Below are 15,995 nucleotides of genomic sequence, written 5' to 3'. Positions count from 1 at the left end.
TGAATTTGGTTAGGTATTGAGATGTTGAAACGATTGTTCGATGTGGTGGCCGCGATGGCAGGCCTGATAGTACTGTCGCCCGTCATCGTCATCGTGGCGATAATGATCCGGCGCAAGATTGGCTCACCGGTATTGTTCCGTCAGGTACGCCCCGGTATGCATGGCAAGCCTTTCGAGATGATCAAGTTCCGGACGATGCTCGATGCGGTCGATAGCCGGGGCAACCCGCTACCCGACGCCCAGCGCATGACCCGCTTCGGTAGCTTCTTGCGTTCGAGCAGTCTCGATGAGCTGCCCGAATTGTGGAATGTCGTAAAAGGCGATATGAGCCTGGTCGGCCCGCGCCCGTTGCTGATGGAGTACCTGCCGTTGTATGACCACGAGCAGCGCCGGCGTCACGATGTACGCCCAGGCGTTACTGGATGGGCGCAGATCAATGGTCGCAACGCATTGAGCTGGGAGGAGAAGTTCAAGCTGGACGTCTGGTATGTGGATAACCGCTCGTTCTGGCTGGACCTCAGAATCATCTTCCTTACGGTAAAAAAAGTCATCGTACGGGACGGTATCAGTGCGCAGGGCGAGGTCACCATGTCCAAATTTACCGGTTCGCGAAAATGAACCGGCTGGCGATTCTGGGGGCTAGCGGTCACGGAAAGGTAGTGGCCGATGCTGCAGCGTTGTGCGGCTGGGAGCACATCGACTTCTTCGATGATGGCTTGCCTGAGCGCAAGGTGTGTGGGGTGTGGTCGATTGTCGGGGACAGTGCGCAGTTGCTTGCTGCAGTGGATACTTATGACGGCGTGATCGTGGCGATTGGCAACAATGCCATCCGCCGCGCCAAACAGCAGCAGCTCGTGCAAGCTGGCGCTGTGATGGCAACCATCATTCACCCTGCTGCCGTAGTCAGCAAGCACGCGCATCTGGGCGCAGGCAGCGTAGTGTTTGCCACCGCCGTGATTAACCCGTTTTGCGAGATCGGTGATGGTGCCATCCTCAATACCGGCTGCAGTGTCGATCACGATTGCAGCCTTGGGGCGTTTGTTCATGTCAGCCCTGGCGCGCGTCTGGCAGGCCAGGTTCAGGTCGGCGACGAAAGCTGGGTCGGCATTGGCGCCAGCGTGCGTCAACTGACCTGCATCGGCGCGCGTGTCACCGTCGGCGCTGGGGCTGTAGTGGTTTCGGCAGTTGCAAATGACCTGACGGTTGTTGGGGTTCCAGCACGAGCAATTGGCAAATGACCGCGATTAGCGTTATTGAACCAAGCATTTATGGCTGGCGCAGCGAGTCGCCAGCATTGTCGAAAATTCTGGATAGCGAGTAGATCACTGTGTTGAATACTTCTTTTGCCCCCTGGCCATCATTCACCGATGAAGAGGCCAATGCAGTTCGCGATGTTGTGCTGTCCAACAAGGTCAATTACTGGACAGGCCAGGAATGCCGCCAGTTCGAGCAGGAGTTCGCTGCCTGGGCCGGTACCGCCCATGCGGTAGCGCTTGCCAACGGTACCGTTGCGCTGGACCTGGCGTTGAACGCGTTGGGTATTGGCAAGGGTGACGAGGTGGTCGTCACGCCGCGGACTTTCCTCGCCTCGGTGTCCAGTATCGTCAACGCCGGTGCGATTCCGGTTTTTGCAGAAGTCGACAGGGATACGCAAAATATCACTGCCGAAACCATCCGCGCTGTCCTGACGCCGCGTACCCGGGCCGTGATCTGTGTGCACCTCGCCGGTTGGCCATGCGACATGGACCCCATCATGGCATTGGCGGCCCAGCATGACCTGAAAGTGATCGAGGATTGTGCGCAGGCGCACGGTGCAACTTACAAGGGGCGTTCTGTCGGCTCTATTGGCCACGTCGGCGCCTGGTCGTTCTGTCAGGACAAGATCATGACGACCGGCGGCGAAGGCGGCATGGTCACTACCAACGACCGTGAGCTTTGGGCAAAAATGTGGGCCTTCAAGGATCATGGGAAAAGTTGGGAAGCGGTTTATCAGCGCGAGCATGCCCCCGGTTTCCGCTGGTTGCACGAAAGCTTTGGCACCAACTGGCGCATGATGGAGGTCCAAGGGGTTATCGGCCGGATTCAGCTGCGGCGCATGCCTGACTGGAGCAAGGCACGCATGGCCAATGCCGGAAAGATCTGGGAATGTGCGAAAGAGCTCAAGGGCTTGCGCGTACCTGTTCCAGGGCAGGGCATCGGGCATGCAGCCTACAAGTGCTACGTTTTTGTCGAGCCTGGTGCACTACGCCCGGAATGGTCGCGTGACCGTATACTGGGAGCGATCATGGAGCGCGATGTACCCTGCTTCTCCGGCTCTTGTTCGGAGGTCTATCTGGAAAAAGCATTTGATGGCACCCACTGGCGCCCAGAGCCGCATCTGAGTGTTGCCAGGGAGCTGGGGGAAACCAGCCTGATGTTCCTGGTGCATCCGACCTTGAGTGCTGCGGAAATCGAAAAAACCTGCCAGGCACTGAAAGACGTGATGGCGTTGGCAGCGGCGTAACGCTCTGCAACAGGGCTTTGTGGAGAAATGGCATGGAAGAGCAAGCATGACGAATAGACTGCGCGCCTGGTTGCTGGCATTGCCAAGGCGTCACAAGCGCCTTGTTCAGGTAGTAGCAGACATCCTGCTGGTGTGGGCAGCCCTGTGGCTGGCTTTCCTGGTCAGGCTGGGTATCGATGAACTGGCCAACCCGGTTCTTGAGCATGCATGGCTGTTTGTCGCGGCTCCTGCCGTTTCCATTCCGCTGTTCGTTCGATTCGGCATGTACCGGGCGGTCATGCGCTACTTTGGCAACGAAGCCCTGATCGCAATCATCAAGGCGGTCAGCTTGTCTGCGTTGATATTGGGGCTTGTGGTGTATTGGTACAGCAACCATGAACGCCTGGTGCCAAGGTCGGTCATTTTCAACTACTGGTGGCTTAGCCTGATCATGGTGGGCGGGCTACGCCTGGCGATGCGTCAGTACTTTCTCGGCGACTGGTTCACTGCGGCGCAACATGTGCCATTCGCCAGCCGGCAGGACGGCCTGCCCCGGGTTGCAGTCTACGGCGCGGGTGCCGCCGGCAACCAGCTCGTGGCGGCGCTTCGGATGGGCAAGGTGATGCGCCCGGTGGCATTCATTGACGATGACGACAGCATTGCTGACAGGGTGATCTCTGGCTTGCAGGTCTACAAGCCAGAGCATATCGAGAAAATGCTGGATGTTACCGGGGCGCATGAGATTCTGTTGGCCATTCCTTCTGCCAGCAGGACCCGGCGCCGGGAAATCCTGACCTGTCTTGAGTCATTTCCGCTGCATGTGCGCAGTATCCCAGGGTTCATGGACCTGGCCAGTGGCCGGGTCAAGGTGGATGACATCCAGGAGGTTGGTATTGCCGACTTGCTGGGCCGAGATGCAGTGCCGGCACAGGAAGATCTACTGGAGCGCTGCATCACAGGGCAGACGGTATTGGTCACCGGGGCAGGCGGCTCGATAGGCTCCGAGCTGTGCAGGCAGATCATGAGTCTGTCGCCGAAGACCTTGCTGATGTTCGAGCACAGTGAGTTCAACCTCTACAGCATTCAATCGGAGCTGGAGCAGCGTATAACGCGCGAAGGCTTGACCACGCGGTTATTGCCAATTCTCGGTTCGGTGCGTAATCCCAGGTTGCTGCTGGATGTGCTGCACAGCTGGAAGGTTGATACGGTGTATCACGCCGCTGCCTACAAGCATGTTCCGATGGTCGAGCACAATATTGCCGAGGGTGTGCTGAACAATGTCATCGGCACCCTCAATACGGCGCAGGCTGCATTGCAGGCAGGTGTTGCCAATTTTGTTCTTATCTCGACAGACAAGGCCGTACGCCCGACAAACGTGATGGGTAGCACCAAGCGCCTGGCCGAACTCGCGCTGCAAGCCTTGAGTCACGAAGCGGCGCCTGTGCTTTTTGGCGAAGACGAAGGTAATGTGTCTCGGGTCAATCGCACGCGGTTTACCATGGTGCGGTTCGGCAATGTGCTGGGTTCTTCAGGTTCTGTAATCCCGTTGTTCCACAAGCAGATCCAAGCCGGTGGCCCAGTGACGGTCACGCACCCGAAGATCACGCGTTACTTCATGACGATTCCCGAGGCTGCCCAGCTGGTGATCCAGGCCGGTTCCATGGGGCAGGGCGGCGATGTATTCGTACTGGACATGGGTGAGCCGGTCAAAATTGTCGAGCTCGCCGAGAAGATGATTCATCTGTCTGGCCTCAGTGTGCGGTCCGAACGAAACCCGCATGGCGATATCACCATCGAATTCAGCGGCCTGCGACCGGGTGAGAAACTCTATGAGGAACTTCTGATTGGTGACGATGTGATCGCCACGCGTCATCCGATGATCATGAGTGCGCAAGAAGATTATTTGCCTTGGGACATCATGAAGCAAAGGCTGACGGCGTTACTCGCAGCGATCGAAACGGATGACTACGTGACGATCCGGCAGATCCTGCGTGAAACCGTGGCCGGCTATGTCCCGCAGGGTGAAATTGTCGATTTCATGCATCTTCAACGTCGTCTGAAACCCTGACATACCAATGCACTGGCTGCTACATGATGCAACGGACGCAGCCCTTTTCGCGTGTAGACGATCCCGTGGATCAACGCCGGATACCGCGTCTAGAGTTACAACAATAATGTGGTAGATGGGGGCGTTATGGGGAACTGGGTCGGCAACAGCATTCGAGAACGATTGCAGAAGCTGCCGCGCGGGCAGAAACGCTTGCTGCAGGTAGTCACTGACGTCGGTCTGGTTTGGTGCGCTTTGTGGATGGCCTTCGTGGTCAGGCTGGGGATAGAAGATCTGGTCAACCCGTTGCTCGAGCATACGTGGCTGTTCTTGTGTGCTCCAGTTGTGGCCATCCCGTTGTTCATACGTTTTGGGCTCTATCGGGCAGTAATGAGGTACTTTGGCAACGACGCCCTGATCGCGATCATCAAGGCGGTTACCCTCTCGGCGTTGATCCTTGGTGTCATCATCTATTGGGTGGGCAGCCACCAGGCCGTCGTACCCCGGTCGATCACCTTCAATTACTGGTGGTTAAGCTTGATCATGGTTGGCGGGTTGCGTCTGGCCATGCGTCAATACTTCCTGGGCGACTGGTTCACTGCTGCCGTCCAGCACGTGCCATTTGCCAGTCGTGAAGACGGCCTGCCGAAGGTCGCTGTCTACGGCGCTGGTGCTGCGGGTAATCAGCTGGTGGCCGCCCTGCGCATGGACAAGGCCATGCGTCCCGTCGCGTTCATTGATGACGATGCCAGTATCACTGATCGTGTCATTGCAGGCTTGCAGGTGTATCACCCCGATCAACTGCAACGGCTGATCGAAGTGACCGGTGCCCAGGAGATTCTGCTGGCGATCCCGTCTGCCACCCGTGCGCGTCGAAGGGAGATCCTGACGTTCCTCGAAGGCTTCCCGCTGCATGTGCGCAGTGTGCCTGGCTTCATGGACCTGGCCAGTGGCAAGGTCAAGGTCGACGACATCCAGGAGGTCGACATTGCCGACTTGCTGGGCCGTGACGCCGTGCCTGCACAAAGCGACCTGCTGGAGCGTTGCATTGTCGATCAGGTGGTGCTGGTCACCGGCGCGGGCGGCTCGATCGGTTCCGAGCTCTGCCGTCAGATGATTGGGCAGTTGCCCAGAACGTTGCTGCTGTTCGATCACAGCGAGTTCAACCTTTACAGCATCTTCTCGGAGCTGGACCAGCGTATCGCCCGTGAGTCGTTGTCGGTCAGTCTGATCCCGATCTTGGGCTCGGTGCGCAACCAGTCGCAGATGCTCGACATCATGAAAACCTGGCGAGTTGATACCGTCTATCACGCGGCAGCCTACAAGCACGTGCCAATGGTCGAGCACAACATTGCCGAAGGGCTGCTGAACAACGTCATCGGTACTTTGCACACGGCGCAGGCAGCCCTGCAGGCCGGCGTTGCCAACTTCGTGCTGATTTCCACCGACAAGGCAGTACGACCGACCAACGTGATGGGCAGTACCAAGCGGCTGGCGGAGATGACCCTGCAAGCCCTTAGCCAGGAACTGGCGCCAGTGTTGTTCGGCGATGGTGGCAACGTGTCGCAGGTCAACAAGACCCGCTTCACCATGGTGCGCTTCGGTAACGTGCTGGGCTCGTCCGGGTCGGTGATCCCGCTGTTCCACAAGCAGATCAAGGCCGGTGGGCCGCTGACCGTCACCCACCCGAAGATCACGCGTTATTTCATGACCATTCCCGAAGCGGCTCAGCTGGTGATTCAGGCCGGCTCGATGGGCAAGGGCGGTGACGTGTTCGTACTCGACATGGGTGAGCCGGTGCGTATTGTCGAACTGGCGGAGAAGATGATTCACCTGTCCGGCTTCAGTGTGCGAAACGAGCGCAATCCGATGGGGGATATCACCATCGAGTTCACAGGTTTGCGCCCAGGCGAAAAACTCTACGAAGAGCTGCTGATCGGCGACAACGTGCTCGCCACACGCCACCCCATGATCATGAGTGCCAACGAAGACTACCTGCCATGGGACTCGCTCAAGGATGCTTTACAGCAGTTGCTGGCTGCGGCGTCCAGCGACGACTTCGTGCGGGTACGGCAACTGCTGCGCGAAACGGTGATCGGTTATGCGCCTGAGGGTGAGATCGTCGACTGGATCTACCAACAGCGTCGCCTTGAACCTTGAGTAATTGATGCAGCCTGCGCTCGCTTTTTTGAGCGGCGCAGGCATGAAGTTGGTCATTTGTTGCTCCAGTGGAGACTTGGTCTCCACCCCCAGGGTTTTCCCACCCCCCCAACCCGCGTATCATCCCGTCACTAAATCTGAACCCACGCCCCGACCGACCACAAGTCCAGCCGCACCGGCGTGCAAAAGCAGCTTCAGATACCAAACGATCATCAGCGACACACAACGACCAGCCAGTTTCATGGCAAGGCCAGGCATGCCGGCTGTCCGCAGGATGGGACCGTGCCGATGAGTGTTAAAGGAATGGGTTTTGACTAAGCGTAGAAAGGTTGCAATCGTTGGCTGTTCGTACCGTTTTCCTGGCTCTACCGCTGCAAGCTTCTGGCAAAACCTGATGGAGGGGCGTGACCTGGTGACCCAGGTTGACGCCTCGCGTTGGGAAAAGGCCGAGTTCCTGCACCCGGACAAGGCCAACCCCGCCACCAGCTACACCTTCGCGTCGGGCTCCATGGGCGATGTCAGTGCATTCGATGCGGGCTTCTTCAATATCTCCCCGCGCGAGGCGGGGATGATGGACCCGCAACAGCGCATCCTCCTGGAAATGTGCTGGGAAACCTTCGAGAACGCCGGGGTCAAGCCGTCCAGCCTGCGTGGCAGCAACTGTGGTGTGTACCTGGGCATCGCCAGTGTCGAGCAGGCCTACCGCCTGGTCGATGACATGGCGGCCATCGACGGCGCCACGGCCACCGGCAACACCATGAGCATCGCCGCCAACCGGCTGTCGTTCTTCTACGACCTGCGTGGCCCGAGCATGGCCATCGACACTGCCTGCTCGTCCTCGCTGGTGGCCTTCCACCAGGCCTGCCAGGCGATCCTCTGCGGTGATGTGGACCAGGCCGTGACCGGTGGCATCAGCCTGCACATGCACCCGTTCGGCTTCATGATCTTCTCCAAGGCAACCATGCTCTCGCGCACGGGCCGGTGCCAGTCGTTCGACGAGAACGGCGATGGCTATGCACGTTCCGAGGGCGGTGGTCTGTTCCTGCTCAAGGATTACGACCAGGCCTTGGCCGATGGCAACACCATTCTCGCCGTGGTCGCGGCCAGTGCGGTGAACACCGACGGGCGCAAGTCCAGCCTGACCCTGCCCAATGCCGACGCCCAGGCGGCGCTGCTCAAGCAGGCCTACGCCAAGGCCGGCATTGCACCTGAACAACTGGATTACCTGGAAGCCCACGGTACCGGTACCTCGGTGGGTGACCCGATCGAGACGCGCGCCATCGGCGAAGCGCTGGGCCAGGCGCGTGGCGCCGGCAACCCGCTGCCGATCGGCTCGGTCAAGAGCAACCTTGGCCACCTGGAGGCGGCCTCCGGCGTGGCCGGCCTGATGAAGGCACTCAACTGCCTGGCCGAGCGCACCGTGCCGGCGACCATCGGGGTCAAGGCGCTCAACCCGAATATCCCGTTCGGCGACCTCAACCTGCAAGTGGTTACCGAGCCGCTGGCGCTCAAGCGCGAAGGGCAGTTGACCGTTGGCGTCAACTCGTTCGGCTTTGGCGGCGCCAACGCCCACGTGATCCTGCAAAGCCCGGAGCCAGCCCAGGCTGCCGCGGCACATTCGAATGCCGCACGGGTGCCGCTGCTGCTCAGCGCCAAGACCGAGCAGGGCCTGCGTGCCACGGCCGAGCGGTTTGCCGCCTATCTGGCCGAGCATCCTGAGGTCGACTACTACGATGTCGCCTACCAGTCCATGTTCCGCCGCGACGCCCATGCCCATCGCCTGCTGCTGGTCTGCGACACGCCTGCCGAAGCGGCCCAGGCGCTGGACGACTACGCCCAGGACCCGACGCTCAGCGAGCTGAGCGCGGTGCTTGAAGCTGGCCAGGCTGTGGAGGCGGCCAGCGGGCCGGTGTTCGTCTATTCCGGCAACGGTTCGCAGTGGCAAGGCATGGGGCAGGCAATGCTCGGCCAGCCCGTGTTCGCCGCTGCCGTCGAAGAAGTGGATGCGCTGTTCCAGCCGCTGGCGGGTTATTCGCTGCGCGCCGAGTTGCTGGGCGAGAACGGCGAAGGCCGCTACGCCCGTACCGAAATCGCCCAGCCAGCGCTGTTCGCCCTGCAAGTGGCGGTCACCCGTGTGCTGGCGGCCGAAGGCATTCGTCCGGTCGCGGTGGTCGGCCACAGCGTGGGTGAAGTGGCCGCCGCCTGGGCCAGCGGTGCCCTGAGCCTGGAAGAGGCGACCCAGGTCATCTACCACCGCAGCCGCCTGCAAGGCATGACCCGTGGCACCGGCCAGATGACGGCAGTCGGTTTGTCCGGCGAGGCCACTGCGGCGCTGATCGAGACGCTGCAGCTGGCGGGCCGTGTGGTCGTGGCCGGTGAAAACAGCGCCCGTGGTGCGACCGTGGCCGGCGAGGTCGAGGCCCTGACCGTGCTGGAAGAAGCCCTGGCCGAGCGCCAGGTCTTTGCCCGTCGCCTGGACCTGGACTACGCCTTCCATTCGCCAGCGATGAACGCTATCGAGCAGGCAGTGATCGCCGACCTGGCGCATATCCGACCAGGTGCCACACAGATTCCGTTCTATTCCACCGTGGTCGGTGGCGAGTTGGCCGGCGAGCGCCTGGACAGCCACTACTGGTGGCAGAACATCCGTTACCCGGTGCTTTTCCAGGGCGCCTTGGATGCATTGGTACGCAACGGCCTGAACCTGTTCGTCGAAATCGGTCCGCACCCGATCCTGCGCAGCTACGTGAACGACGTGCTGGCTGAGTGCGAACAGCCTGGCCAGGTGATCGGCACTCTCAAGCGCCACGACCACAGTCTGCAGTTGCTCGAACGCAGTGTGGCGCGCCTGCTGCTTGCCGGCACCGAACCGCAGTGGCCGCAACGTTTCCCGGTCAGCGGGCGTCCGGTCAGCCTGCCGAACTACGCCTGGCAGCGTGACCACTTCCAGTTGCCGGTCAGCGCCGAATCCCTCGGTACCCTCAGCCGTGAGCGCGTGCATCCGCTGCTGGGTTACCCGCTGCTGGGTCATGCACTGACCTGGGAAAACCGCCTGGACACGCAACTGTTCCCGACCCTGGCCGACCACAAGGTCGGCGAGTCGGTGCTGTTCCCGGGCGCAGGCTTTACCGAGCTGGCGCTGGCCGTGGCGCAGCTGCATCAGCCCGGCGAATTCGTCGACATCGAGGAGCTGGAAATCCACAACCCGCTGCTGCTGGGCAGCGAGGGCAGCAAGAAGGTGCGCGTGCAGGTCGAAGAGGCCGACGGCACCCTGCGCATCACCTCGCGTTCCCTGGCTCAGCGCGAAGACTGGGTGCAACACGTGGTCGCGCGCCTGCCTGGCGAAGCCTGCGGCGTAATGCTGGGCGGCCGTGCGCCGGCCTTGCCGCAGCGCGCGGCGGACTTCAGCGCCGAGCAGCACCTGGCCCTGACCCGCGCGGTCGGCCTCAACTACGGCCCGGCCTACCAGACGGTAGCGGCGGCCTGGGTGGAGGCCGATCGGGTACTGGCTCAACTGGCGGTGCCGGCTGTTATCGAAGGTGAGCTTGCCGAGCTGCACCTGCACCCGGCCTTGCTCGACGGCGCCTTCCAGCTGATCACCGAACTGTTGGCCAGGCGTCCGGGCCGCAACCCGGGGCTGGCGTTCATCCCGGTCAAGCTGGGCCGCATCGCCTTCACCAAGGCCGGTGGTGTGCCGGCGTTGGCCGAGGTGCGCCAACTCAAGCGCACCGAGCATTCGTTGCTGGTGGACGTGACCTTGTTCGATGGCAACGGCGATGCCGTGCTGGCGATCAAGGAGGCGCGCCTGCGCGCCGTGCGCCTGCAGTACGACCGCAACGGCGAAATCAAACGCCTGGGCCACGTCGGCCTGGCCGCGCCGGGCGCGGTGGTGCCGATCGAGCGCCATGCCGTGGCCTCCACGGCACTGGCCAACGCCCTGCAGTGCCTGGCGGACGAGCCGGCGCAAGTGCGCTACCTCAACGAGGTCGAGCCGCTGCTCGACGTGCTGTGCGCAAGCTTCGTGCTCGACCTGGCCGAGCAGGCCGGGGGGCGCCTGAGTGCCGAGCAGGTCGCCCTGTGGTCGCAAGGCCAGGGCGACTTCCTGGCGGCGTTGCTGCGCCAGGTCGAGCAGGATGGCAGCCTGCTGCGCGGCGCCGATGGCAGCTGGCAACTGGCCGACAGTGGCGAGCGGCCGGCGTCGGAGGCGATCTGGCAGGAGCTGTTCCAGAGCTACCCCGAGTACTTCCAGATCATTCACTCGGTGGGCCGCATCGGTCGCCACCTGCCGGCGCTGCTCGACGGCAGCCAGGCGCTCGACAGCCTGCTGCCACGCGAATCCAGTGCCGCCAGCCTGGCCCGCCTGGTCCTCGGCGCGGCCGGCCAGCAGCGCCTGCTCGCCGGTATCGGCCAGGCCCTGGCCGAGCGTCTGTCGCGGTTGCCGGCCGGACAGCGCCTGCGGGTGCTGGAGTTCGGCTTTGGCGGGGCGTCGTTTGCCGAATTGTCGTATGCCGGGCTGGACTTCGACCGTATCGACTACCTGTACTGCGTGGCCGAGCCAGACCTCGAACAGCGCCTGCGCGACGATTGCCCGGCGCTGACGGTGCTGGCTCCCGCCCAACTGGCCGAGGCCGGCCACTTCGACTGGGTGTTGCTGCCGAGTGACCTGGGCGCCCTGGCCGCAGTCGGCGATGCCTTGCGCCAGGCGGCGGCGCAGCTCAACCCCCATGGCCAACTGGCGCTGCTGGGGCAGTACCCGTCGCGCTGGGCCGACTTTGTCTTCGGTGCCCAGGCCGATTGGTGGCTGGCCGGCCCCGAGCAGGCGCTGTCGCGTCAGCAAGCCCCGGCGTTCTGGAGCCATGAGCTGCAACGCCACGGCCTGAGTGCATTGCGCACGGTCGATGCATTGCCGGGCAACGCTTGCGGCAGCTACCTGCTGCTGGCCGACAAGCCGGCAACGACGGCGAGTGCCTCCCCTGAGCCTGCCGTGCAGCATTGGGCCGTGCTGGCCGAAGCCGGGCAGGGCGCCGCCCAGCGCGTTGCCGAGCAACTGCGCGAAGCGGGCCAACAGGTCAGCCTGTTGCTGCCCGGTGATGCCCAGGCGCTGGCCAGCCAGCTGGCTGCATTGGGCCAGGCGCCGGAGCATGTGCTGCACCTGGCCGGTTTCGACAGCGCTGCCGGCCTCGATGGCCAGGCCGAGCGCTGCCTGCAGGCTGCGGCGCTGGTGCAGGCTTGCGAGTCCCTGAACATGGCCCCGCAGTGCTGGCTGCTCTGCCGCGGTGCCGCCGAGCACCTGTACGGCGCCGACACCGCTGCTGCCATCGACGCGATTGCCGATGCCGCTTTCTGGGGCTTCGGTCGCACCTTGGCCAACGAGTCGCCGAACTGCCGCATTCGCCTGCTCGACCTGGCCTTTGACGCGCCCGTCGAGCTGGCGTTGCCGGCCTTGCTCAATGCCGATGGTGAAACCGAGCTGGCGCTCGATGGCGCGGGCCGCCGCTACGTGCCGCGTCTGCGCGTGCTGGGCAGCGATGCCAAGCACGGCGCTACGGCCGAGCACTGGGTGTGCCTGGGCTTCGACCTGCCAGGCCAGCTGCGCAACCTGCGTTGGGAAGTGCGCGAGCCTCGCGTGCCTGCGGCCGACGAGCTGGACATCGCCGTGCGCGCCACCGGGCTGAACTTCCGCGACGTGATGTTCGCCCTCGGCTTGCTGTCCGACGAAGCCATCGAAAATGGTTTCTCCGGCCCGACCCTGGGCTTCGAATTCGCAGGCGTGGTGCAAGGCAAAGGCGCCGAGGTGCTGGGCGACTTCGCCCCGGGCGATCGCGTGGTGGGCTTTGGCCCCTGCAGCTTCGCCAACCGCCTGGTGACCAACGCCAACGCCGTGGCCCGAATCCCCGACGGCATGTCGTTCGAAGCGGCGGCGACCATCCCGAGTACGTTCTTCACGGTCTACTACGCGCTGCACCATCTGGCGCGCCTGGAACCGGGCGAGAAGGTGCTGATCCACGGCGCCGCCGGTGGCGTCGGCATCGCCGCGATCCAGATCGCCAAGTGGCTGGGTGCCGAGATCCATGCCACCGCAGGCAGCGACGAAAAGCGCGACTTCCTGCGCCTGCTGGGCGTGAACCATGTCTACGATTCGCGTTCGCTGGCCTACGCCGACCAGGTGCTGGCGGCAACCGGCGGGCGGGGTGTGGATGTGGTGCTCAACTCCCTGGCCGGCGAGGCGATCAACCGCAACTTCCGCGTGCTCAAGCCGTTCGGCCGTTTCCTCGAACTGGGCAAGCGCGATTTCTACCAGAACACCCGCATCGGCCTGCGCCCGTTCCGCAACAACATCAGCTACTTCGGCATCGACGCCGACCAGCTGATGAGCGAACGCCCGCAGCTCACTCGTCGGCTGTTCGGCGAAATGATGGCGCTGTTCGAGCAGGGCATCCTGCACCCGCTGCCGTTCCGCGAGTTCGACGCCAACCAGGTGGTCGAAGCCTACCGCTACATGCAGCAGGCGCGGCAGATCGGCAAGGTCGTGGTCACCTACGGCAACCCCATCGAACAGACGGTCGACACCCGCGAGCAGCCCCAGCGTGCGCTGCAGCTCGTGGCCGACGCCACTTACCTGGTCACCGGCGGCCTTGGCGGCTTCGGCCTGCGCACGGCGCAGTGGCTGATCGACAAGGGTGCCCGTCACCTGGTGCTGCTGGGCCGCCGTGGCCCGGCCAGCACCGAAGCGCAGCCGCAGCTGGCGCTGTGGCACGCCCAAGGCCTCGATGTGCAGGCCGTGGCCTGTGACATCACCGACGAAAGCCAACTGCACGGTGTGTTCCAGCGCATCGCCGCCAGCCCGTGGCCACTGCGTGGCCTGGTGCATGCCGCGACGGTGATCGACGACAGCCTGATCCGCAACCTCGACGGCGAGCAACTGCGCCGCGTGCTGGAGCCCAAGGCCAAGGGCGCGCAATACCTGCACCAGTTGACCCAGGGCCTGGCGCTGGACTTCTTCGTGATGTTCTCTTCGGCCACCACCCTGTTCGGCAACCCCGGCCAGGCCAACTACGTGGCGGCCAACCACTGGCTCGAAGCCCTGGCGCGGCACCGCCGTGCCCAGGGTCTGGCGGCAACTGCGGTGCTGTGGGGGGCGATCGACGACGTCGGTTTCCTGGCCCGCAACAGCCAGATCAAGGATGCCCTGCAAAGCCGTATGGGCGGAGCCGCCCTGCGTGCCGAAGCGGCGCTGGCACAGCTCGAAGCCATGCTGCTCGACGGAGACAACGGCCACGGCGTGCTCGAACTGGACTTCAAGGCCTTGTCGCGCTTCCTGCCAAGTGCCAACACGCCGCGCTTCACCGAACTGGCCCGCGCCCACGGTGGCGACCAGGACGATGACAATGACGGTGAGGACATCCAGCGCATGCTCGCCGAGCTGGACGACGCTGCGTTGCTTGAGCGTTTCGTCGAGATGCTCAAGCACGAGGTCTGCGAGATTCTGCGCCTGCCGCCTGCACGCCTGGACACCCAGCGCCCGTTGCAGGAACTGGGCCTCGACTCGTTGATGAGCGTGGAACTGGTGGTCGCCCTGGAAGAGCGTTTCGGCGTTCGTCTGCCGGTCATGGAGCTCAGTGAAAGCTCCAGCATCGACAAGCTCAGTGTGCGCCTGCTGGAACTGCTGCGCGGCGACGAAGGCAGCGGCGAACAGCAGCTGGCGCAGAACGTGCTGGCCCGGCATGGCAGCGAACTCAGTGCCGAGCAGGTGGCTGAGCTGAACGCCGAGCTGGCCGATGCCAGTGTGGCGCCTAACCGTCTGATTGATTAAGAGCCTTCGATGACTGCAAGAACTCCAACCGGCCTGGCGGGCGATACCAAGCAACGCCTGATCCAGCAAGCGCTGGCGCGGCGCAGCCAAGGCGCCGCGCAAGCGGCCCAGGGCGCGACCCTGGAACAGGCGCAGCAGGCTGCATTGCAGGTGCCGGAGGCGTTCTATCGCTTCGACCAGCACCCCGGCTACCAGCAACTGCGGGTCATGCAGCAAGGCGCTGCGCGGCTTGGGTTGAGCAACCCGTTCTTTCGCCTGCACGAAGGCACTGCCGGTGCCTCGACCCGAATTGGCGAGCGCGAGTACCTGAACTTCGCCAGCTACAACTACCTGGGCTATTCCGGCCACCCGCAAGTGGCCGAGGCGGCCAAGGCAGCCATCGACCGCTATGGCACCTCGGTGTCGGCCAGCCGCCCGGTATCGGGCGACCGCCCGCTGCACCGCGAGCTCGAGCGTGAGCTGGCCCGGTTGTACGGGGTGGATGACGCGGTGGTGATGGTCAGCGGCCATGCCACCAACGTCACCACCATCGGCTACCTGTTCGGCCCGCGGGATCTGGTGGTGCACGACGAGCTGATCCATAACAGCGTGCTGCAAGGTATCCAACTGTCCGGTGCCCGCCGGCTGAGCTTTCCACACAACGACTGGCAGGCGCTCGACCGCTTGCTGGGCGAGCAGCGCCAGCATTTCGAGCGGGTGCTGGTGGTGGTCGAAGGCATCTACAGCATGGATGGCGACTACCCGGAGCTGCCACGGTTCGTCGAACTCAAGCACAAGCACAAAGTGTTCTTGATGGTCGACGAAGCACACTCGCTGGGTGTGATGGGCGCGACCGGCAAGGGCATTGGCGAGCATTTCGGCTTGGCCGGGGATGATGTGGATATCTGGATGGGGACGTTGAGCAAGACCCTGTCCAGTTGCGGCGGCTACATCGCGGGCAGCACGGCGCTGATCGAACACCTCAAGTTCCTGGCGCCCGGGTTCCTCTACAGCGTCGGCATGCCGCCGGCGGTGGCGGCGTCAGCATTGGCGGCCCTGCAGTTGCTGGCCGGGGACTGCGAGCGGGTGGCCAAGGTGCAGGCGCGGGGGCAGTTGTTCCTGCGCCTGGCGCGTGAAGCGGGGTTGGATACTGCAACCAGCACAGGGTTGGCGGTGATTCCGGTGATTACCGGCAGTTCGTTCAAGGCCGGACGGTTGTCCAGCGCGTTGTTCGAGCGAGGGATCAATGCGCAGCCGATTCTGTACCCGGCGGTGCCGGAGCAGTCGGCGCGGGTGCGGTTCTTTGTGTCGTGTGAACACACTGAAGAGCAGATACGGCATACGGTGGCCGTGGTGGCCGAGGAGATGGCGCGGCTCGGCTGAGGCCCATGCGCCTGGCGACAGGTTTGTAGCGTTCTCAAGATCGAGCGCCGCCCGCGCGGCGCATCGCGAGCAAGCTCGCTCCTACATTTGTTGCAACGTGCCGCAGTCTGTCAGGCCATGGTTGTCCGCTT

At 63.3% G+C, this 15,995-nt stretch carries 7 protein-coding genes; all 7 read left to right on the top strand.

Features of this window, described 5'->3' with window-relative positions; translation table 11 throughout:
• Nucleotides 1-21 precede the first annotated feature (21 nt).
• On the top strand, nt 22-618 hold the full coding sequence (locus tag PMI38_RS27355; RefSeq protein ID WP_008095109.1) for a sugar transferase: 597 nt from the start codon (nt 22-24) through the stop codon (nt 616-618).
• A complete protein-coding gene (locus PMI38_RS14170; protein WP_008095108.1) occupies nt 615-1,238 on the top strand; it encodes an acetyltransferase in 624 nt (207 codons plus the stop codon). The genes PMI38_RS27355 and PMI38_RS14170 overlap by 4 nt, the downstream gene beginning before the upstream one ends.
• Before the next feature lie 89 nt (nt 1,239-1,327).
• On the top strand, nt 1,328-2,503 hold the full coding sequence (locus PMI38_RS14165; RefSeq protein WP_008095105.1) for a DegT/DnrJ/EryC1/StrS family aminotransferase: 1,176 nt from the start codon (nt 1,328-1,330) through the stop codon (nt 2,501-2,503).
• Between the two features lie 46 nt (nt 2,504-2,549).
• The gene (locus PMI38_RS14160; RefSeq protein ID WP_008095104.1) at nt 2,550-4,550 is read left to right on the top strand and encodes a polysaccharide biosynthesis protein; all 2,001 of its coding nucleotides are present in this window, start codon (nt 2,550-2,552) and stop codon (nt 4,548-4,550) included.
• A 126-nt stretch (nt 4,551-4,676) separates the two neighbouring features.
• Nucleotides 4,677-6,689, top strand: a complete 2,013-nt coding sequence (locus PMI38_RS14155; RefSeq protein ID WP_008095103.1) for a polysaccharide biosynthesis protein — start codon at nt 4,677-4,679, stop codon at nt 6,687-6,689.
• Between the two features lie 310 nt (nt 6,690-6,999).
• Nucleotides 7,000-14,502, top strand: a complete 7,503-nt coding sequence (locus tag PMI38_RS14150; RefSeq protein WP_043273637.1) for a type I polyketide synthase — start codon at nt 7,000-7,002, stop codon at nt 14,500-14,502.
• 9 nt (nt 14,503-14,511) lie between these two features.
• Nucleotides 14,512-15,864: an aminotransferase class I/II-fold pyridoxal phosphate-dependent enzyme gene (locus PMI38_RS14145; RefSeq protein ID WP_008095099.1), complete on the top strand. Its 1,353-nt coding sequence runs from the start codon at nt 14,512-14,514 to the stop codon at nt 15,862-15,864.
• Nucleotides 15,865-15,995: the final 131 nt, after the last annotated feature.

The sequence above is a fragment of the Pseudomonas sp. GM84 genome, assembly GCF_000282535.1.
Lineage (GTDB): Bacteria > Pseudomonadota > Gammaproteobacteria > Pseudomonadales > Pseudomonadaceae > Aquipseudomonas.
This window is presented reverse-complemented; position numbering and strand designations above follow the sequence as displayed.

Coding starts and splice junctions, on each gene's coding strand:
- PMI38_RS27355 (WP_008095109.1), top strand. CDS start 22: ATGTTGAAACGATTGTTCGATGTGGTGGCCGCGATGGCAGGCCTGATA.
- PMI38_RS14170 (WP_008095108.1), top strand. CDS start 615: ATGAACCGGCTGGCGATTCTGGGGGCTAGCGGTCACGGAAAGGTAGTG.
- PMI38_RS14160 (WP_008095104.1), top strand. CDS start 2,550: ATGACGAATAGACTGCGCGCCTGGTTGCTGGCATTGCCAAGGCGTCAC.
- PMI38_RS14155 (WP_008095103.1), top strand. CDS start 4,677: ATGGGGAACTGGGTCGGCAACAGCATTCGAGAACGATTGCAGAAGCTG.
- PMI38_RS14145 (WP_008095099.1), top strand. CDS start 14,512: ATGACTGCAAGAACTCCAACCGGCCTGGCGGGCGATACCAAGCAACGC.